The sequence below is a fragment of the Cellulosimicrobium sp. CUA-896 genome, from assembly GCF_001942335.1.
GTDB lineage: Bacteria > Actinomycetota > Actinomycetes > Actinomycetales > Cellulomonadaceae > Cellulosimicrobium.
In genome coordinates this window covers 1-19,731 of sequence record NZ_MKKH01000022.1, presented here as the reverse complement: position 1 = coordinate 19,731, position 19,731 = coordinate 1, and the positions used below count along the sequence as shown (strand labels likewise).

Here is a 19,731-nt window from a genome sequence, read left to right as displayed (position 1 = left end):
CCCTTCGACAGGAAGACCACCGTGGCGACGACCAACGACATCAAGAACGGCACCGTGCTCCGGATCGACGGCCAGCTGTGGAGCGTCATCGAGTTCCAGCACGTCAAGCCCGGCAAGGGTGGCGCGTTCGTCCGCACGAAGATCAAGAACGTCCTCACCGGCAAGACGGTGGACAAGACCTTCAACGCCGGCATCAAGATCGAGACGGCCAACGTGGACCGCCGCGACTTCCAGTACCTGTACATGGACGGCACCGACTACGTGTTCATGGACACGTCCACGTACGACCAGATCACCGTCCCGCCGGAGGTCGTCGGCGACGCGAAGGACTACCTCCTCGAGAGCCAGAACGTCCTCGTCGCCTCGAACGACGGGCAGCCGCTGTACGTCGAGCTGCCCGCGTCCGTGGTGCTGGAGATCACCTACACCGAGCCGGGCCTGCAGGGCGACCGCTCGACCGGCGGCACCAAGCCCGCCACGCTCGAGACGGGCGCGCAGATCCAGGTCCCGCTGTTCCTCGAGCAGGGCACCAAGGTCAAGGTCGACACGCGCGACGGGTCGTACCTCGCCGCGTCAACGACTGACGGGCCGGGCGTCACGCACATGGCCGCACGCACCAAGGCGCGCAAGCGCGCGCTCGACGTCCTCTTCGAGGCGGAGCAGCGCCAGGTGGACCCCACGACGCTGCTCGCGGAGCGGGTCGCCGACCCGGGCGTCGCGCAGTCCGCCGTGCCGCAGTACGCGGTCGACATCGTCGAGGGCGTCCTCGCGCACCGCGACCGCATCGACGAGCTGCTCGAGACGTACTCGCACGGCTGGACGCTCGAGCGCATGCCCGCCGTCGACCGGGCGCTGCTGCGCATCGGCGGCTGGGAGATCCTCTTCAACGACGACGTGCCCGACGTCGTCGCCGTGGACGAGGCGGTCGACCTCGCCCGGTCGCTGTCGACGGACGACTCGCCGTCGTTCGTCAACGGGCTCCTGGCGCGCATCGTCGAGATGAAGCCGACGATCACGGCCTGACCGCCCCCGACCGCCCCGGCCCCGGGCCGGGGCGGTCCCGCCACGCACGACGCGGCGTCGGTCGCTGCGACCGACGCCGCGTCCGCCGTCTGTGACCGACGTCGCGTCCCACGTCCCGGACGCGCCGCCGGCCCGCCGACCGGCGCCCGGTAGGGTGGGCCCGTCAGACATCCTTTAAGGCCCGTCCTGTGAGGCGGGGAAGGAGGTCGCCGGACATGAGCTCTGGCCCTGCTGTGCCCACATCCTCGTCGACGCCCGCGTCGACCCCGCCCGCCGACGCGGCGGACGGCACCGTCGTCATGACGGCCGCGGACATCTCCCGCGCCCTGACCCGCATCGCGCACGAGATCGTCGAGCGCAACAAGGGCACCGACGACCTCGTCCTCCTCGGCATCCCGACGCGCGGCGTCCCGCTCGCCGACCGGCTGGCCGAGCGGCTCGCGGCGATCGCCGGCGACGACGCGTCGTCCGGACCCGGTGCTGCCGCTGCACCCGGCGAGCTCGTCGGCGAGCTCGACGTGACGATGTACCGCGACGACCTGCACCGGCACCCCACCCGCACGATCGGGGCGACGCGGCTCCCGGCGTCGGGCATCGACGGCAAGGTGGTCGTCCTCGTCGACGACGTCCTGTACTCCGGGCGCACCATCCGCGCCGCGCTCGACGCCCTCAGCGACCTCGGCCGGCCGCGTGCCGTGCAGCTCGCCGCGCTCGTCGACCGCGGCCACCGCGAGCTGCCGATCCGGCCCGACTTCGTCGGCAAGAACCTGCCCACCTCGACGAGCGAGCGCGTGAGCGTGCGCCTCGCCGAGGTCGACGGTGCGGACCCCGGGGCCGAGGACGCCGTCGTGATCCACACGCCGCCCGCCGCGACGGGCACGCCGGAGGAGCGCGCATGAGGCACCTGCTGTCCACCCAGGACCTCGCGCGCGCCGACGCCGTGCGCATCCTCGACACCGCGGCGCAGATGTCCGCGACCCAGTCGCGGGAGATCAAGAAGCTCCCGACGCTGCGCGGGCGGACCGTGGTCAACCTCTTCTACGAGGACTCCACGCGCACCCGCATCTCGTTCGAGACGGCCGCCAAGCGGCTCTCGGCCGACGTCATCAACTTCTCGGCCAAGGCTCGAGCGTGTCCAAGGGCGAGTCCCTCAAGGACACCGCGCTCACGCTGCGGGCGATGGCGCGGACGCCGTCGTCGTGCGTCACCAGGCCTCCGGCGCGCCGCACCTGCTCGCGCACGCGGGCTGGCTCGACGCCGCCGTGGTGAACGCGGGCGACGGCACGCACCAGCACCCGACGCAGGCCCTGCTCGACGCCTACACGCTGCGCCGGCACCTGTCGGGGTCGGGGCTCTCGGCGCCGGGAGCGTCGGGGCCGGACGACGCGGCGGCGCTCGGGGCGGACCTCACGGGCCGGCACGTCGCGATCGTCGGCGACGTGCTGCACTCGCGCGTCGCCCGCTCCAACGTGCACCTGCTGCACACGCTCGGGGCGCGCGTCACGCTCGTCGCGCCGCCGACGCTGCTGCCCGTCGGCGTCGAGACGTGGCCGTGCGCCGTGTCCTACGACCTCGACGCGACGCTCGCCGGCGACGGGCCGCACGCCGGGACGGACGCGGTGATGATGCTGCGCGTGCAGCGCGAGCGCATGAGCGGCGCCGGCGCGGGCGGCGGCGCGTTCTTCCCGAACCCGCTCGAGTACTCGCGCAAGTACGGTCTCGACGCCCGGCGCCTGGAGCTGCTCGCGCCGCACGCCGTCGTGCTGCACCCCGGTCCGATGAACCGCGGCCTGGAGATCTCGGCGCAGGCCGCCGACTCCCCGCGCGCAGTCATCGTCGAGCAGGTCGCCAACGGGGTCGCCGTGCGCATGGCCGTGCTCTACCTCCTCCTCGCGGGTGCCGACGAGCCGGAGCCGGTCGCCGTGCCGACGGCCGCCTCGTCCGCGACCGCACCCTCCGCGAACCCCCACCACCACTCCAGCGAAAGGGTCGCCACCTCGTGAGCAGCGCCGCAACCAGCACGTACGTCCTGCGCGGGGCGCGGCCCCTCGACGGGGACCCGGTCGACCTCGTCCTCACGGACGGGGTCGTCGCCGAGATCGCCCCGGTGGGCGCCTCGCGGGCGGCCGACGACGCCGTCGTCGTCGACGCGACCGGCCTCGTGGCGCTGCCCGGCCTCGTCGACCTGCACACCCACCTGCGCGAGCCCGGGCGCGAGGACGCCGAGACCGTCGAGTCCGGCACGCGCGCGGCCGCCGTCGGCGGCTTCACGGCCGTGCACGCGATGGCGAACACGACGCCGGTCGCCGACACCGCGGGCGTCGTCGAGCAGGTGTGGCGCCTCGGGCGCGACGCCGGCTGGGCCGACGTCCACCCCGTCGGCGCGGTGTCCGTGGGGCTCGCGGGGGAGCAGCTCGCCGAGCTCGGCGCGATGGCCGACTCCGCGGCGCGCGTGCGCGTCTTCTCCGACGACGGCAAGTGCGTCGCCGACCCGATCCTCATGCGGCGCGCCCTGGAGTACGTCAAGGCGTTCGACGGCGTCGTCGCCCAGCACGCGCAGGAGCCGCGCCTGACCGAGGGCGCGCAGATGAACGAGGGCGTCGTGTCCGCCGAGCTCGGGCTCGCGGGCTGGCCCGCCGTCGCCGAGGAGGCGATCATCGCCCGCGACGTGCTGCTCGCCGAGCACGTCGGCTCGCGCCTCCACGTGTGCCACCTGTCGACCGCGGGCTCGGTCGAGATCGTGCGGTGGGCCAAGGCCGCGGCATCGACGTCACCGCCGAGGTCACGCCGCACCACCTCGTCCTCACCGACGAGCTCGCGCGCGGCTACGACCCGACGTTCAAGGTCAACCCGCCGCTGCGCACCGCGGCCGACGTCGAGGCGGTGCGCGCCGGCCTCGCCGACGGCACCATCGACATCGTGGCGACCGACCACGCCCCGCACCCCGTCGAGGACAAGGACTGCGAGTGGGCGGCGGCCGCGTTCGGCATGACCGGTCTCGAGACCGCGCTGAGCGTCGTGCAGGAGACGATGGTCGACACCGGCCGCATGACGTGGGCCGACGTCGCGCGGGTGCTGTCGGCGAACCCCGCGCGCATCGGCCGCATCGACACCGGCCCGACGGCGCAGGGCCGCCCGCTGGCGGTGGGCGAGCCCGCGAACGTGACGCTCGTCGACCCGGCCGCGCGCCGCGTCGTCGACGGCGCCGCCCAGGCCACGGCGTCCACCAACACCCCGTTCCGCGACCGCGAGCTGCCGGGACGCGTCGTCGCGACGTTCCTGCGCGGCCGCGCCACCGTGCTCGACGGCGCACCGGTCGCCCGCCAGGGGGTCGGCGCGTGAACCTGCCCCAGCCCGTCGCCGTCGGCATCTGGGTCGTCCTCGGCGTCGCGCTCCTCGTGCTCGTCCTCACGGGCCGCCGTCGGCTCGCGGGGCGCTCCGCCGGCATCGTGCCGGTCCCGCCGTCCGTGCCCGCGGCCGACGCGCGCGGCCCCGTCGTCCTCGGCCCGCTCGACGCGCTCTACGTGTCGAGCACCCTCGCCGGCGACTGGCTCGCGCGTGTCGGCGCGCACGGCCTGGGCGACCGGTCGCGCGCCGTCGTGACGGTCCACGAGGCGGGGCTGCACGCCGCGCGGACCGGTGCGCCGGACCTGTGGGTCCCGGCCCCGGCCGTGCTCGGCGGTGCCCTCACGCCGGGCATGGCGGGCAAGTTCGTCGGCAAGGACGCGATCGTCGTCGTCACCTGGGCGGTGGCCGGCGACGCCGTGCCCGGCGATCCCGTGCCCGGCGATCCCGGGACGGCGGACGGGACGGGACCGTCCGCGGCCCGCGCGACGCCGGAGCCCGTGCGGCTCGACACGGGACTGATGCCCCGCCACGACCACGACGTGCCCCGCCTGCTCGAGGCGGTCCGCGACCTCGCGGAGCGACGAACCACGGCGCCCGACGGCGCCACCGACGCCCCCGCAGACCCGGGCGGCCGGCCCTCCTCCCACGACCCCGGCCCGGACGCCGCCCCGAACGACAAGGAAGCCCAGTGACCAGCACAGCGACCACCACCACGGCCGACCGGGCCCTGCTCGTCCTCGAGGACGGCACGGTGCAGGACGGCCGCGCCTACGCGCCCGCGGCACGACCGTCGGCGAGATCGTCTTCAACACCGGCATGACCGGCTACCAGGAGACGCTCACCGACCCGTCCTACCACCGCCAGATCGTCGTCATGACGGCGCCGCACATCGGCAACACCGGCGTCAACGACGAGGACCCCGAGTCGCGGCGGATCTGGGTCGCCGGGTACGTGGTCCGCGACCCCGCGCGGCGCCCGTCGAGCTGGCGCTCGCGCCGCTCGCTCGACGACGAGCTCGCCGCGCAGGGCGTGGTCGGCATCAGCGACGTCGACACGCGCGCCCTCACCCGGCACCTGCGCGAGCTCGGCGTCATGCGCGGTGGCATCTTCTCCGGCGAGGCGCTGCTGCGCGACGGCCGTCCCCGCACCGTCGAGGACCTCGTGGCCGAGGTGAAGGACGCCCCCGCCATGTCCGGCGCGGACCTGGCGCGCGAGGTGAGCACGGGCGAGGCGTACGTCGTCGAGCCGGTCGAGGGCTCCGCGCCCGACGGGACGCCGGTCGCGACCGTGGTGGCCGTCGACCTCGGCATCAAGTCCATGACGCCGCAGCGTCTCGCCGAGCGCGGCGTGCGCGTGCACGTCGTGCCCGCGACCACGACCGCCGAGGAGATCGACGCGCTCGCGCCCGACGGCGTGTTCTTCTCCAACGGCCCGGGCGACCCCGCCGCGGCGACGCACGAGGTGGAGCTGCTGCGCGGCGTGCTCGACCGCCGCACGCCGTTCTTCGGCATCTGCTTCGGCAACCAGATCCTCGGCCGCGCCCTCGGCTACGGCACGTACAAGCTCGCCTACGGCCACCGCGGCATCAACCAGCCGGTGATGGACCGTCGCACCGGCAAGGTGGAGGTCACGGCGCACAACCACGGGTTCGCGGTCGACGCGCCCGTCGGTGCCGAGTCCACCGCGCCCCACGACGGCGGCCGCTACGGACGCGTCGTCGTCTCCCACGTGGGGCTCAACGACCAGGTCGTCGAAGGGCTCGAGTGCCTCGACCTGCCGGCCTTCTCCGTCCAGTACCACCCCGAGGCCGCGGCCGGCCCCCACGACGCCGCGTACCTCTTCGACCGCTTCGTCGAGCTGATGACCTCGCGCGCCGCGTCCGGCGCGGACGTGGCCGCCGCGGCCGCCGAGCAGACCACCAAGGAGAGCTGACCCGTGCCTCGCAGAACCGACATCTCCAGCGTCCTGGTCATCGGCTCGGGCCCCATCGTCATCGGGCAGGCGTGCGAGTTCGACTACTCGGGCACGCAGGCCTGCCGCGTGCTCAAGGAGGAGGGCCTGCGGGTCGTCCTCGTGAACTCCAACCCGGCCACGATCATGACGGACCCCGAGTTCGCCGACGCGACGTACGTCGAGCCGATCACCACCGAGGTGCTCACGTCGATCATCGCCAAGGAGCGCCCCGACGCGCTCCTGCCGACCCTCGGCGGGCAGACCGCGCTCAACGCCGCGATCGCCCTCGACGAGGCCGGCGTGCTCGAGCAGTACGGCGTCGAGCTCATCGGCGCCAACATCCCCGCCATCCAGAAGGGCGAGGACCGCGAGCAGTTCAAGCAGGTCGTCGAGCTGTGCGGCGGGGAGTCGGCGCGCTCGCAGATCGTGCACACGGTCGAGGAGGCCGTCGCCGCCGCGGACCTGCTCGGCTACCCCATGGTCGTGCGCCCCTCGTACACGATGGGCGGACTCGGGTCCGGCTTCGCGTGGGACGAGCAGCAGCTGCGCCAGATCGTCGGGCAGGGCCTGCACTACTCGCCGGTCACGGAGGTGCTCCTCGAGGAGTCGATCCTCGGCTGGAAGGAGTACGAGCTCGAGCTCATGCGCGACAAGCACGACAACGTCGTGGTCGTGTGCTCCATCGAGAACGTCGACCCCGTCGGCGTGCACACCGGTGACTCGATCACCGTCGCGCCCGCGCTGACGCTGACGGACCGCGAGTACCAGAAGCTGCGCGACATCGGCATCGCCGTGATCCGCGAGGTCGGCGTCGACACCGGCGGCTGCAACATCCAGTTCGCGGTCGACCCGGACACGGGCCGCGTCATCGTCATCGAGATGAACCCGCGCGTGTCGCGCTCGTCGGCGCTCGCCTCGAAGGCTACGGGCTTCCCGATCGCGAAGATCGCGGCCAAGCTCGCCGTCGGCTACACGCTCGACGAGATCCCCAACGACATCACGCAGGTCACGCCGGCGTCGTTCGAGCCCACGCTCGACTACGTGGTCGTCAAGGTGCCGCGGTTCGCGTTCGAGAAGTTCCCGGCCGCGGACCCGACGCTCACGACGACGATGAAGTCGGTCGGCGAGGCCATGGCGCTCGGGCGCAACTTCACCGAGGCGCTCGGCAAGGCGCTGCGCTCCATCGACAAGGGCGGCTCGACGTTCCACTGGGACGGCGAGCCGGTCGCCGGGCACGAGCTCGACGCGCTGCTGGAGCGGATCGCGCAGCCGACGGAGAACCGGATCATCGGCGTGCAGCAGGCGCTGCGCGCGGGCGCCAGCGTCGAGCAGGTGTTCGACGCCACGAAGATCGACCCGTGGTTCCTCGACCAGATCCAGCTCGTCAACGAGGTGGCGCAGGCGGTCGCGTCCGCCGACGCGCTGACCGAGGACGTGCTCCGCGAGGCGAAGAAGCACGGGCTGTCGGACGTGCAGGTGGCGCGCCTGCGGAACATGGGCCCGGCCGGGGAGGCGACGGTGCGCGAGGTGCGCCGCGCGCTCGGCGTGCGCCCCGTCTACAAGACGGTCGACACGTGCGCGGCGGAGTTCGCGGCGCGCACGCCGTACCACTACTCGTCCTACGACCGCGAGAGCGAGGTCGCGCCCCGCGAGCGCGAGGCCGTGATCATCCTCGGCTCGGGGCCGAACCGCATCGGTCAGGGCATCGAGTTCGACTACTCGTGCGTGCACGCGGCACTCACGCTGCGCGAGCAGTTCGAAACGGTCATGGTCAACTGCAACCCGGAGACCGTCTCGACGGACTACGACACCTCCGACCGGCTCTACTTCGAGCCGCTGACGTTCGAGGACGTCCTCGAGGTCTACGAGGCCGAGCTGGCTGCCGGTCCCGTGCGGGGCATCATCGTCCAGCTCGGCGGGCAGACGCCGCTGTCCCTCGCGCAGCGCCTCGCGGACGCGGGCCTGCCGATCCTCGGCACGAGCCCCGAGGCGATCGACGCCGCCGAGGACCGCGGCGAGTTCGGGCGCGTGCTCACCGAGGCGGGGCTGCCCGCCCCGGCGTTCGGCACGGCGCGCTCGCTCGACGAGGCGCGCGACGTCGCGGCGGGCATCGGTTACCCGGTGCTCGTGCGGCCGTCGTACGTGCTCGGCGGGCGCGGCATGGAGATCGTGTACTCGTCCGAGCAGCTCACGGAGTACGTCGAGCGCGCCCTCGCGGCGGCGGCGGCCGACGAGCGCACGGCGGGCCTCCTGCCGGCGCCGCTGCTCATCGACCGCTTCCTCGACGACGCGATGGAGATCGACGTCGACGCGCTCTACGACGGCTCCGAGCTGTTCCTGGGCGGGGTCATGGAGCACATCGAGGAGGCCGGCATCCACTCGGGCGACTCGGCGTGCGTGCTGCCGCCGGTGTCGCTGTCCGACGCGGAGATCGAGCGCATCCGTCGCTCGACCGAGGCCATCGCGGCCGGCGTCGGCGTGCGCGGGCTGCTCAACGTGCAGTACGCGCTCGTCTCCGACGTGCTGTACGTCCTCGAGGCCAACCCGCGCGCGTCGCGCACGGTGCCGTTCGTGTCGAAGGCGACGGGCACGTCGCTGGCCAAGGCCGCGGCGCGCGTCATGGCGGGGGAGTCGATCGCCGACCTGCGCGCGGCGGGCGTGCTGCCGGCGGAGGGCGACGGCGGGGACCTGCCGCTGGACGCGCCGATCGCGGTCAAGGAGGCGGTCCTGCCGTTCAAGCGGTTCCGCACCGCGGACGGCGTGGTCGTGGACACGGTGCTCGGGCCGGAGATGCGCTCGACGGGCGAGGTCATGGGCTTCGACCGGGACTTCCCGCTGGCGTTCGCGAAGTCGCAGGCCGCGGCGTTCGGCGGTCTGCCGACGTCGGGCCGGGTGTTCGTCTCGGTCGCGGACCGCGACAAGCGCTCGATCGTCTTCCCGGTCAAGCGGCTCGCCGAGCTGGGCTTCGAGATCCTGGCGACCGCGGGGACGTCGAGCGTGCTGCGCCGCAACGGCATCGCGTCGACGGTCGTGCGCAAGTTCTCCTCGGGCCGGGGTGCCCAGGGCGAGCCGACGATCGTCGACCTCATCACGGCGGGCGAGGTGGACCTCGTCATCAACACCCCGTCGGGCCAGGGCGCGCGTGCCGACGGGTACGAGATCCGGGCCGCGACGACGGCGGCGGACAAGCCGATCGCGACGACGGTCGACCAGCTCGCCGCCGCGGTCCAGGGCATCGAGGCGGTCCTGTCGGGGCCGTTCGAGGTCGCGAGCCTCCAGGAGCACATGGCCGGCGACGGGCTCGCCGCGTCGGCGTCGCGCAGCGCCGCGGCGGACCCGGCGCGGGTCGGCGCGTGAGCGCGTCGTTCGGCGCGCGCCTCGCGGCGGCGGTCGACGACCACGGCCCCTTGTGCGTGGGCGTCGACCCGCACCCGTCGCTGCTGGCGCAGTGGGGGCTGCCCGACGACGCGTCGGGGCTGCGGGACTTCGGCCTGCGCGTCGTCGAGGCGGTCGGGGGGCGCGTCGCGGCCGTGAAGCCGCAGTCGGCGTTCTTCGAGCGGCACGGGTCGCGCGGCGTGGCCGCGCTGGAGGACGTCGTGGCGGCGGCCCGCGCGGCCGGGACCCTCGTCGTGATGGACGCCAAGCGCGGCGACATCGGGTCGACCATGGCGGCGTACGCGGACGCCTACCTGCGCGACGGCTCGCCGCTCGCCGCCGACGCGCTGACGGTCTCGCCGTTCCTCGGGTTCGGGTCGCTCGCGCCGGCGGTGGACGCGGCGCTGGAGACGGGGCGCGGGCTGTTCGTGCTGTGCCTGACGTCGAACCCGGAGGGCGCGAGCGTGCAGCACGCCCGCCGCGGCGCGGGCGCGACGTGGAGACCGTCGCCGCGCACGTCGCGCGCGAGGCGGCGCGACTGAACGCCCCGGCGGTGGCGGCCGGGGACCCGATGGGGCCCGTCGGGCTCGTCGTCGGCGCGACGACCGGTGACGCCGCGGCTCGCACGGGGACGGACCTGGCCGCGGTGGCCGGGCCTCTGCTCGCGCCGGCGTCGGCGCGCAGGCGCCGGTGCGGCGGAGCTCGCGGCGGTGTTCGGCGCGGCGCGGCGCCAGGTGCTCGTCGTCGAGCTCGCGCGGCGTGCTGCGCGCGGGGCCGGACACCGGGGCGTTGCGCGCGGCCGCGCGTGCCGCGGCGGACGACGCCCTCGCGGCGCTGCGCGGCTGAGCGCGCCGCGATCGGCGCGACACCCCGGTCCCAGTCGTTGCCTGCGACCCGGGGTGTCGCTACGTTCGAGGGGTCGGCGGTGCACGTCGGCGCAGGTCGTCCGGGTCGTCCGGGCGTGCGCAGCGTGCCGGCCGGCGGTGTGGGTCCATCCGCCTGACGACGATGAGGTGACACGCGTGGCACTTCCACCCCTGACCCCAGAACAGCGCGCCGCGGCGCTCGAGAAGGCGGCGGAGGCGCGCCGGGTCCGCGCCGAGGTCAAGAACAGGCTGAAGTACTCCCAGGGCTCTCTGAAGGAGGTCCTGGAGCGCGGGCGGACGGACGACGTCATCGGCAAGCTCAAGGTCGTCGCGCTGCTCGAGTCCCTGCCCGGCGTGGGTAAGGTGAAGCCCGGGCGATCATGGAGGAGATCGGGATCGCCGAGACACGCCGGGTCCGCGGACTGGGTCCCCACCAGACCGCGGCCCTCATCGAGAGGTTTGGCTGACATTTCCGCACATCCGTCCGAGCCGGCGTCGGCGGAGCCCTCCGGGCAGCCGTCGGTGCCGGTGGCCTCGTCCAGTCCTGCCCGCCTGACGGTCCTGGCGGGGCCGACCGCCGTCGGGAAGGGCACGGTGTCCGCGGACATCCGTGCGCGCTACCCGGAGGTGTGGCTGTCGGTCTCCGCGACGACGCGCGGGCCGCGCCCGGGCGAGCAGGACGGCGTCCACTACCTGTTCGTCGGTCCGGAGGAGTTCGCCCGCATGGTCGCGGAGCACGAGCTGCTCGAGTGGGCCGTGGTCCACGGGCGCAACAGCTACGGCACGCCGCGGCGTGCGGTCGAGGACCAGCTCGCGGCGGGCGTGCCCGCGCTGCTGGAGATCGACCTGCAGGGTGCGCGCCAGGTGCGCGCCAGCATGCCGGAGGCGCGGTTCGTGTTCCTGGCCCCGCCGAGCTGGGACGAGCTGGTGCGCCGGCTCGTCGGGCGGGGGACGGAGGACGCGGAGGAGCGCGAGCGCCGGCTCGCGACGGCGCGCATCGAGCTCGCGGCGGAGTCGGAGTTCGACCACGTGATCGTCAACGACGAGGTGCACCGTGCGACGGACGAGCTCGTGCGCGTCATGGGGCTCGAGCCGCGCCCCGTGGCCGGCGCCGGCTCGGGCGGCGCCGCGGCCGCCGGCGTGCGGGCCGACGCCGAGGCGGTCAGCGAGTAGACTGGTGCGCCGGTCGTCCGCAGCCCGTCGCCGGCGCCGCGACCGCCTCGAGCACCCACCGAGCCTCACGGCTCACCACAGCCAGCTGCAGCGACCGGCTGCAGGACCCGAGAACCCACGGAGCGAACTGTGTCCGGAACCGTCGCCGCCCCCGAGGGCATCACCGACCCGCCGATCGACGACCTGCTGGGCCACGTCGACTCGAAGTACGCGCTCGTCATCTACTCGGCGAAGCGCGCGCGGCAGATCAACGCCTACTACTCGCAGCTCAGCGAGGGCCTGCTGGAGAACGTCGGCCCGCTGCTGGAGACGCGCAACCAGGAGAAGCCGCTGTCGATCGCGATGCGCGAGATCAGCGCGGGTCTGCTGACGATCGAGAGCGTCGAGCCCGCCGAGGGCTCGCAGGACTGATCACCGACCGCCCCGTCCGGCAGCCGCCGGGCGGGGCGCTCTCGTGCACGAAGGAGCCCGCATGAGGATCGTCCTCGGCGTGAGCGGCGGGGTCGCGGCGTACAAGGCGGTGCTGCTGCTGCGCCTGCTGCGCGAGCAGGGGCACGCCGTGCGCGTCGTGCCCACCGCCTCGGCGCTGCGCTTCGTCGGCGCTCCGACGTGGGAGGCGCTGTCGGGGGAGCCCGCCACGGACCAGGTGTTCGAGGACGTCGAGCACGTGCCGCACGTGGCGCTCGGCAAGGGCGCGGACCTCGTGGTCGTGCGCCGGCGACGGCCGACCTGCTCGCGCGGGCGGCGGCCGGGCGCGCCGACGACCTGCTGACCTCCACGCTGCTCACCGCGCGCTGCCCGGTGGTCATGCGCCCGCGATGCACACCGAGATGTGGGAGCACCCGGCCACGGCCGCGAACGTGGCGACGCTGCGTGCCCGCGGCGTGCACGTGATCGAACCCGCCTCCGGACGGCTGACGGGCGCGGACACCGGACCCGGGCGGCTGCCCGAGCCCGAGGAGATCGCCCGCGTCGCGCTGGGGCTCGTCGCCGGCGAGGCGTCGTCGGCCGTGCCCGGGGACCTGGCGGGGCGTCGCGTCGTGGTGTCCGCGGGCGGCACGCGCGAGCCGATCGACCCGGTGCGGTTCATCGGCAACCGGTCCAGCGGGAGGCAGGGCGTCGCCCTCGCCCGCGCGGCCCTCGCGCGCGGCGCGCACGTGACGCTGGTCGCGGCGAACCTCGCCGCGGACGTCCTCGGACCGGGCGCCGCGCCGGACGAGGTGGTCCGGGTAGAGACGACGGCGCAGCTGCGCGAGGCGGTGCGCGCCGCGGCGTCGGCGGCCGACGTCGTCGTCATGGCGGCGGCCGTGGCGGACTTCCGGCCCGCGGGCGCGCCGACGACGAAGATCAAGAAGGTCGCGGGGCACGCGCCGGCGCCGATCGAGCTCGTGGAGAACCCGGACGTCCTCGCCGAGCTCGCGCGGGACCGGCTGACCCCGGGGCAGGTCGTCGTCGGGTTCGCCGCCGAGACGGGTGACGCGACGGGCTCGGTGCTCGAGCACGGGCGCGCGAAGGCGCGGCGCAAGGGCGCGGACCTGCTCGTGGTCAACGCGGTCGGCGACGGCGTCGGGTTCGGCGTCGGCACGAACGACGTGACGTTGCTGGACGGTGCGGGCGAGGTCGTCGGGCAGGCGTCGGGCAGCAAGGAGGTCGTGGCGGACGCCGTGTGGGACGCCGTGCTGAAGGTCGTCGGGCCGGGGGCCTGACTCCGCGGTCGCGGCTCAGTGCGCCCCGACCGCGCGCGCCCGGTCGACGGCGCCCGCCGCCCCGTCGGTCCACGGCTCGCCGTGCCCGGGCAGGAGCGTCGTGGCGCCCGTCGCGGCGAGCGCGTCGAGGGAGCGCAGGGCGCGGGCGCTGTCGGCGGTCGCGGCGCCCGCGACGATCTGCGGCCCGGTGCGTGCGGTGTAGGGGTCGAGCGTGACGAGCGCGTCGCCGGTGAGGAGCACGTCCCGGTCGGGCAGGTGCAGCGCGCAGTGTCCGTCGGTGTGGCCGGGCGTCGCGACGACGCGCGGGGCGCCGGGCAGGTCGAGCTCGCCGTCGTCGGGCAGGGGGCGCAGGTCGCGCACGCCGGGCACGCGCAGCGCCCCGGCGGCGGTCATGGCGCCGAGGATGCGCACGGCCTTCGGGTAGCGCACGGGGTAGACCGCGCGCAGGTTCTCGTGCGCGTAGCGGTAGGGGTGCGCGGCGATGTGCGCGTCACCCGGGTGCAGCCAGGCGGGGACGCCGAGCGTGCGGCGCGCGCGGGCGAGGAACCCGAGGTGGTCGAAGTGGGCGTGCGTGAGCACGACGCCGGCGAGGTCGTCGGGCGTGCGGCCGAGCGTGCGCAGCGCGTGCCCGAGGTCCGGCCACATCGCGGGCAGGCCCGCGTCGACGACGAGGACGCGACCGTCGTCGCCGAGCACGAGGTAGACGTTGACGTGGGCGCGGGTGAGGCGGTGGATGCCGTCGGCGACCTCGTGGAGCACGGTTCCTCCTCGGGCGGGTGGCCGCGTCCGGGACGGTTCGGGGCGTGGACGCCCGCGACGCGGGACGTCCCCGACGGTAGGCGCGGTCTGCCCGTCCTCGCGACCGGTGGGACGGGGGCGGCGCCGCGTCTCGGTGGGCGGACCGTCCGCCCGCGCGGCGGGACGGAGGGCGTCCCGGGGCCCGTAGACTGGCGGTCATGGCTGATCTGCGTCTGTTCACGTCCGAGTCCGTCACCGAGGGGCACCCGGACAAGGTGTGCGACCAGATCTCCGACGCCATCCTCGACGCGCTGCTCGCGCAGGACCCGTCGTCGCGCGTCGCCGTGGAGACGATGGTCACGACCGGGCTGGTGCACGTCGCGGGCGAGGTCACGACCGAGGCCTACGTCGAGATCCCGCAGATCGTGCGGGACGTCGTGCGCCGCATCGGGTACACGTCGTCCGCGATCGGGTTCGACGCCGACTCGTGCGGCGTGTCGGTCTCCATCGGCCAGCAGTCGCCGGACATCGCGCAGGGGGTCGACAAGAGCCTCGAGGAGCGCGACGACGCCGGGCACCACGACCCGCTCGACGCCCAGGGCGCGGGCGACCAGGGCCTGATGTTCGGGTACGCGAGCGACGACACGCCGAGCCTCATGCCGCTGCCGGTGTGGCTCGCGCACCGTCTCGCCGAGAGGCTCGCGCTCGTGCGCCGCGACGGCACGGTGCCGGGGCTGCGCCCGGACGGCAAGACGCAGGTGACGATCGGCTACGACGGCGAGCGCGCGGCGACCCTGGACACGGTCGTGCTGTCGACGCAGCACGACCCGGACGTGGTGCAGGAGAAGCTGCACCGTCTCGTGGCCGACGACGTCGTCGCCCCGGTGCTCGAGTCGGCGGGCGTGGACCTCGACACGCGGTCCACGCGCCTGCTCGTCAACCCGACGGGCACGTTCGTCGTCGGCGGGCCGCGCGGCGACGCGGGGCTGACGGGGCGCAAGATCATCGTCGACACGTACGGCGGCATGGCGCGGCACGGCGGCGGGGCGTTCTCGGGCAAGGACCCGTCGAAGGTCGACCGGTCGGCGGCGTACGCCACGCGGTGGGTGGCGAAGAACGTCGTCGCGGCCGGGCTCGCGCGCCGGTGCGAGGTGCAGGTCGCGTACGCGATCGGCAAGGCGCACCCGGTGGGCCTGTACGTCGAGACGTTCGGCACGCACACCGTGCCGGTGGAGCGCATCACCGCGGCCATCCGCGAGGTGTTCGACCTGCGTCCGGCCGCGATCATCCGCGACCTGGACCTGCTGCGCCCGATCTACGCGCCGACCGCGGCGTACGGGCACTTCGGCCGCGAGACGCCGGAGTTCACCTGGGAGCGCACCGACCGCGTCGGGGCCCTGCAGTCCGTCGTGTGACGGTGCGTCGCGCTGCGGGCGCGAGGCAATCGTGGGGGCGGCTCGTGGTGGGATGGTCGCGTGGACGGTGAGGACGTGACGGGCCCGGGGACGGCCGCGGAGGCGGTCCAGGACGCGTTGCCGGGGATCGCCGTCCCCTCGGCGCCCCCGGCGTCCTCGGCGTCCGCACCGCGCCGGGCTGCGCGCGCGGAGGGGCTCGAGCCCGCCGCGACCCTCCCGGTCGCGCAGCTCGCGCTCGACCTCGCGCCCGCCCACCTGGACCGCCCGTTCGACTACCTCGTGCCCGCCGGCATGTCCGAGGCCGCGCAGCCGGGCGTGCGGGTCAAGGTCCGCTTCGCCGGCCGCGAGGTCGACGGGTACGTCCTCGCGCGGCTCGAGCGCTCCGAGCACGACGGCCGGCTGCAGCCGCTGCGCCGCGTCGTGTCGGCCGAGCCGGTCCTGACCCCGCCCGTGCTCCGCCTCGCCCGGGCGGTCGCCGACCTGTACGCCGGCACGCTCGCCGACGTCCTGCGGCTCGCGGTGCCGCCACGGCACGCCCGCGCCGAGCAGACGCTCGCCGACCGGGTCGCCTCGGGGGCGCTCGACGGCGCACCGGCCGCGCGGCCCGACGCTCCCGCGGACGCCGCGGAGCCGGCCCCGTCGGCGTGGGGCCGTACCGGGCGGGCGCCGCGTTCCTCGCGCACCTCGCCCGCGGCGGGGCGCCGCGCGCGGTGTGGACGGCGCTGCCCGGCCTCGCGCCCCGACCGGGTGCCGACGCCGCCCTGCCGCTCGCGCACTGGGCCGCGGCCGTCGCCGAGGCCGTCGCGGTCGTGGCCGCCCTGGGTCGGGGCGCGCTCGTCGTCGTGCCGGACGCGCGCGACGTCGACCAGGTCTGCGCCGCCCTCGAGGCCGCGGGCCTGCCGGCCTGGGACCCCGCGCGCGGGGGCCGGGTCGTGCGGCTCACCGCCGACGAGGGCCCGGCGGTGCGGTACCGGGCGTTCCTCGCCGCGCGGCAGGGCCTGGGGCCCGTCGTCGTCGGCACGCGCGCAGCCGCCTTCGCGCCCGTGACCGACCTCGGGCTGGTCGTGTGCTGGAACGACGGCGAGGCCACGCTCGCCGAGCCCCGGGCCCCGTACCCGCACGCGCGCGAGGTCCTCGCGCTGCGCAGCGAGCAGGAGGGCACCGCCTACCTCCTGGGCGGGCACGGGCGCACCGTCGCCGCGCACGCGCTCGTCACCCGCGGCTGGGCGCACGACCTGGCCGCGCCGCGCGACGGCGTGCGCGCCCGGGCCCCGCGCGTGCGCGCCCTGACGTCCGTCGAGCTGGCCGCCGAGGGACCGGGCGCCGCCGCGCGCATCCCGACCGCGGCGTGGCGCGCCGCCCGCGCCGCGCTCGAGCACGGGCCCGTCCTCGTGCAGGTGCCGCGCGCCGGATACCTGCCCGTCGTCGCGTGCGCGCGCTGCCGCACGCCCGCGCGCTGCACCGCCTGCCACGGACCGCTGTCGCTGCCGGGCCCGGGCGCGGCGCCGCAGTGCACGTGGTGCGGGGCGCTCGCGGGCGGCTGGTCGTGCCCGGAGTGCCACTGGACGGGGCTGCGCTCGGTGCGGGTCGGGTCGCAGCGCACCGCGGAGGAGCTCGGGCGCGCCTTCACCGGTGTACCGGTGCGCGTGTCCGGCGCGAGCGCCCCGGGCGGGGTCCTGGCGTCGGTCGGGCACGAGCCGGCCCTGGTGGTCGCGACCCCCGGGGCGGAGCCGGTCGCGGACGGCGGGTACACCGCCGCGCTGCTGCTCGACGCGGCGGTCAGCACGGCGCACGTCGGGCTCGACGTCGCCCAGGACGCCCTCGCGCGCTGGCTCGCCGCGGCCGCGCTCGTGCGCCCGGCCACGGCGGGCGGGCAGGTCCTGCTCGTGGGCGACGCCGCGCCGGCGCCCACGAACGCGCTCGTGCGGTGGGACCCGGCCGGGCTGGCGGACCGCGAGCTCGACGAGCGTGCCGAGCTCGCGCTCCCTCCGGCCGCGCGCGTCGCCGCCGTCACGGGGGACCGGACGGCCGTCGCCGCCGTCCTCGACCGGGTGGGGCTCGCCGGCCCGGACACCGTGCTCGGCCCCGTCGAGGTCGCCCCCGCGCGCCCGGACGAGGGCACCGACCTGGCGGGCGGCGCGGCCCGGCCCGTGCGCGCCGTCGTGCGCGTCCCGTACCGTGACGGGCGCACCCTGGCTCGCCAGCTCGCCGGCTCCCTCGCGGTGCGGTCCGCGCGCCGCGAGCCCGGGAGCGTGCGCGTCCAGCTCGACCCGAAGGAGATCCTGTGACCCGCCCCGCGTCCCGACCGCGCGCGACGTCCCCGGCGATCGACGCCGTGCTGTACGACTTCGGCAACGTCCTGGTGGGCTGGGACCCGTATCGCGCCTACGACGGGCACACCTCGCGCGACGCGGTGGACGCGTTCTTCGCCGACGTCGACTTCCCGGCGCTCAACCACGCGCGCGACGCCGGCGAGACGTGGGCGGCGGCCCGCACGCACGTCGGCGCGACGCACCCGCACCACGTCGCGCTGCTCGACCGGTACGTCGAGCACTTCCCGGCGACGCTCACGGGGCCCGTGGACGGGTCCGAGGAGCTCGTGCGCGAGCTGCGCGGCCGGGGCCTGCGGCTGTACGGGCTGACCAACTGGTCGGCCGAGCTGTTCCACCACGCCGCGACGGCCGCGCCCGCGACGGCGCTCATGGACGACGTCCTCGTCTCGGGCCGCGAGGGGCTCGCCAAGCCGGACCCGCGCATCTTCGCCCTGACGCTCGAGCGGTTCGGCCTCGACCCCGTGCGCACCCTGTTCACCGACGACAGCCCCGCCAACGTCGACGCCGCGGCCCGTCTCGGGCTGCGCACCCACCTGTTCCGCGGCACCGGCGGCCTGCGCACCGCGCTGCGCGACCTCGGCGTCGACGTCGCACCGCCCGGCTGACCGCCCCGCCCGCCACCTAGACTCGGGCCCATGCGCCTGCTGTTCGCCGGGACCCCGGACACCGCGGTCCCGACCCTCGACGCCCTCCTCGCCTCCCGCCACGAGGTCGTCGCCGTCCTCACCCGCGCCGACGCCCCCGCGGGCCGCGGGCGCCGCCTCGTGCCTAGCCCCGTGCGCGTGCGCGCGGAGGACGCGGGCGTCCCGGTCCTCACCGAACGCCCGCGCGGCGAGGAGTTCCTCGCGACCCTGCGCGACCTCGACGTCGACGCGGCGCCCGTCGTCGCGTACGGGGAGATCCTGCGCCCCGACGTGCTCGCCGTCCCGCGCCTCGGCTGGGTGAACCTCCACTTCTCCGTCCTGCCCGCCTGGCGCGGCGCCGCACCGGTGCAGCGCGCGATCATCTCCGGCGACGAGGTCACCGGCGCCACGACCTTCCTCATCGAGGAGGGCCTGGACTCCGGCCCCGTGCTCGGCACCGCGACCGAGACGATCCGGCCCCGTGACACCGCCGGCGACCTCCTCGGCCGCCTCGCGACCTCCGGCGCCGGCCTCCTCGTCGCGACCCTCGACGCCCTCGAGGACGGCACGCTGCGCCCCCGGCCGCAGCCCGCCGACGGCGTCACGCACGCCGCGAAGCTCACGCCCGCCGACGCGCACGTGCGCTGGGACGTCCCGGCGCTCGCGGTCGACCGGCTCGTCCGCGGCTGCACGCCCGCCCCGGGCGCGTGGACGACCGTGCCCGGCCCCGACGGCGCCCCGGTGCGCCTCGGGCTCGGCCCCGTGACCCCGCAGCCCGACGTGACCGACCTGGGCCCGGGGGAGGTGCGCGCCGGCAAGAGGGACGTCCTCGTCGGCACGGCCACGCACGCCGTGCGGCTGGGCGACGTCGCCCCGGTCGGGCGCAAGCACATGCCCGCCGCCGACTGGGCCCGAGGCGCGCGCCTCCCGCAGGACCTCGTGCTCGGCGCCGAGGTGGCCGCATGAGCGCGCAGGACCGTCGCGGTCGCGGCCACGACGACCACCGCGACGGCCGATCGACGCCCGTTCGAACGGGCGGGGCGGATCTGACCCCGCACGCGGCGACGACCGGCGCCGCGACGTCCGTACCGCCGGTACCGGGACGGACGTCCGCCGCGCTCGCGGCCCGGGCACCGGCGAGTGCGTGCCGGAACGGCAGCGCCCCGCCTCCGCGGCAC

11 protein-coding genes and 8 pseudogenes are annotated in these 19,731 nt (G+C 75.7%); 18 read left to right on the top strand and 1 reads right to left on the bottom strand.

Features of this window, described 5'->3' with window-relative positions:
• Window positions 1-21 precede the first annotated feature (21 nt).
• From efp to coaBC, 13 genes and pseudogenes are all read left to right on the top strand, one after another.
• Window positions 22-584 (top strand): annotated as a pseudogene (gene efp, locus BJF88_RS21825) (elongation factor P).
• A gap of 19 nt (window positions 585-603) precedes the next feature.
• Window positions 604-1,023 carry a transcription antitermination factor NusB gene (nusB, locus tag BJF88_RS21820; RefSeq protein ID WP_255371908.1) on the top strand — a complete coding sequence of 140 codons (420 nt, stop codon included), beginning with the start codon at window positions 604-606 and terminating at the stop codon, window positions 1,021-1,023.
• Window positions 1,024-1,238: 215 nt separating this feature from the next.
• Window positions 1,239-1,922, top strand: coding sequence for a bifunctional pyr operon transcriptional regulator/uracil phosphoribosyltransferase PyrR (gene pyrR, locus BJF88_RS08360; protein WP_075828479.1), 684 nt, complete (start codon window positions 1,239-1,241; stop codon window positions 1,920-1,922).
• A pseudogene (locus tag BJF88_RS08355) lies at window positions 1,919-3,026 on the top strand (aspartate carbamoyltransferase catalytic subunit). Before pyrR ends, BJF88_RS08355 begins: the two are co-directional and overlap by 4 nt.
• A pseudogene (locus BJF88_RS08350) lies at window positions 3,023-4,365 on the top strand (dihydroorotase). The pseudogenes BJF88_RS08355 and BJF88_RS08350 overlap by 4 nt, the downstream one beginning before the upstream one ends.
• Entirely contained in the window at window positions 4,362-5,063 is a 702-nt protein-coding gene (locus tag BJF88_RS08345) for a hypothetical protein (protein WP_075828478.1), read from the top strand. The pseudogene BJF88_RS08350 and the gene BJF88_RS08345 overlap by 4 nt, the downstream one beginning before the upstream one ends.
• Before the next feature lie 35 nt (window positions 5,064-5,098).
• Window positions 5,099-6,303: pseudogene (carA, locus tag BJF88_RS08340) on the top strand (glutamine-hydrolyzing carbamoyl-phosphate synthase small subunit).
• Window positions 6,304-6,306: 3 nt separating this feature from the next.
• A complete protein-coding gene (gene carB / locus BJF88_RS08335) occupies window positions 6,307-9,681 on the top strand; it encodes a carbamoyl-phosphate synthase large subunit (RefSeq protein ID WP_075828477.1) in 3,375 nt (1,124 codons plus the stop codon).
• Window positions 9,678-10,545, top strand: a pseudogene (gene pyrF, locus BJF88_RS08330) (orotidine-5'-phosphate decarboxylase). Before carB ends, pyrF begins: the two are co-directional and overlap by 4 nt.
• A gap of 176 nt (window positions 10,546-10,721) precedes the next feature.
• Window positions 10,722-11,032: pseudogene (gene mihF, locus BJF88_RS08325) on the top strand (integration host factor, actinobacterial type).
• A gap of 61 nt (window positions 11,033-11,093) precedes the next feature.
• Window positions 11,094-11,738 carry a guanylate kinase gene (gene gmk / locus BJF88_RS08320; protein WP_075828476.1) on the top strand — a complete coding sequence of 215 codons (645 nt, stop codon included), beginning with the start codon at window positions 11,094-11,096 and terminating at the stop codon, window positions 11,736-11,738.
• 129 nt (window positions 11,739-11,867) lie between these two features.
• Window positions 11,868-12,149: a DNA-directed RNA polymerase subunit omega gene (gene rpoZ, locus BJF88_RS08315; RefSeq protein WP_075828475.1), complete on the top strand. Its 282-nt coding sequence runs from the start codon at window positions 11,868-11,870 to the stop codon at window positions 12,147-12,149.
• Between the two features lie 61 nt (window positions 12,150-12,210).
• Window positions 12,211-13,444, top strand: a pseudogene (gene coaBC, locus BJF88_RS08310) (bifunctional phosphopantothenoylcysteine decarboxylase/phosphopantothenate--cysteine ligase CoaBC).
• Between the two features lie 15 nt (window positions 13,445-13,459).
• Here coaBC and BJF88_RS08305 read toward each other — a convergent pair.
• Window positions 13,460-14,203 carry an MBL fold metallo-hydrolase gene (locus BJF88_RS08305; RefSeq protein ID WP_075828474.1) on the bottom strand — a complete coding sequence of 248 codons (744 nt, stop codon included), beginning with the start codon at window positions 14,201-14,203 and terminating at the stop codon, window positions 13,460-13,462.
• Between the two features lie 197 nt (window positions 14,204-14,400).
• On the opposite strand from BJF88_RS08305, the gene metK reads away from it, so the two are divergent.
• The 5 genes and pseudogenes from metK to fmt all read left to right on the top strand — a co-directional run bounded on the left by metK (window position 14,401) and on the right by fmt (window position 19,519).
• On the top strand, window positions 14,401-15,597 hold the full coding sequence (gene metK, locus BJF88_RS08300; RefSeq protein WP_075828473.1) for a methionine adenosyltransferase: 1,197 nt from the start codon (window positions 14,401-14,403) through the stop codon (window positions 15,595-15,597).
• A 291-nt stretch (window positions 15,598-15,888) separates the two neighbouring features.
• Window positions 15,889-16,062 (top strand): annotated as a pseudogene (locus tag BJF88_RS23325) (hypothetical protein); the annotation flags it as partial.
• A 179-nt stretch (window positions 16,063-16,241) separates the two neighbouring features.
• Complete coding sequence (locus BJF88_RS08295; protein ID WP_369824545.1) at window positions 16,242-17,885, top strand: primosomal protein N'; 1,644 nt, start codon at window positions 16,242-16,244, stop codon at window positions 17,883-17,885.
• Window positions 17,882-18,535: an HAD family phosphatase gene (locus BJF88_RS08290; protein WP_075828472.1), complete on the top strand. Its 654-nt coding sequence runs from the start codon at window positions 17,882-17,884 to the stop codon at window positions 18,533-18,535. Before BJF88_RS08295 ends, BJF88_RS08290 begins: the two co-directional genes overlap by 4 nt.
• 30 nt (window positions 18,536-18,565) lie before the next feature.
• The gene (gene fmt, locus BJF88_RS08285; RefSeq protein WP_075828471.1) at window positions 18,566-19,519 is read left to right on the top strand and encodes a methionyl-tRNA formyltransferase; all 954 of its coding nucleotides are present in this window, start codon (window positions 18,566-18,568) and stop codon (window positions 19,517-19,519) included.
• Window positions 19,520-19,731 lie beyond the last annotated feature (212 nt).

What these genes read in the sequence shown, in the direction of transcription:
- nusB (WP_255371908.1), top strand. Translation starts at nt 604, where the DNA reads ATGGCCGCACGCACCAAGGCGCGCAAGCGCGCGCTCGACGTCCTCTTC.
- pyrR (WP_075828479.1), top strand. Translation starts at nt 1,239, where the DNA reads ATGAGCTCTGGCCCTGCTGTGCCCACATCCTCGTCGACGCCCGCGTCG.
- metK (WP_075828473.1), top strand. Translation starts at nt 14,401, where the DNA reads ATGGCTGATCTGCGTCTGTTCACGTCCGAGTCCGTCACCGAGGGGCAC.
- fmt (WP_075828471.1), top strand. Translation starts at nt 18,566, where the DNA reads ATGCGCCTGCTGTTCGCCGGGACCCCGGACACCGCGGTCCCGACCCTC.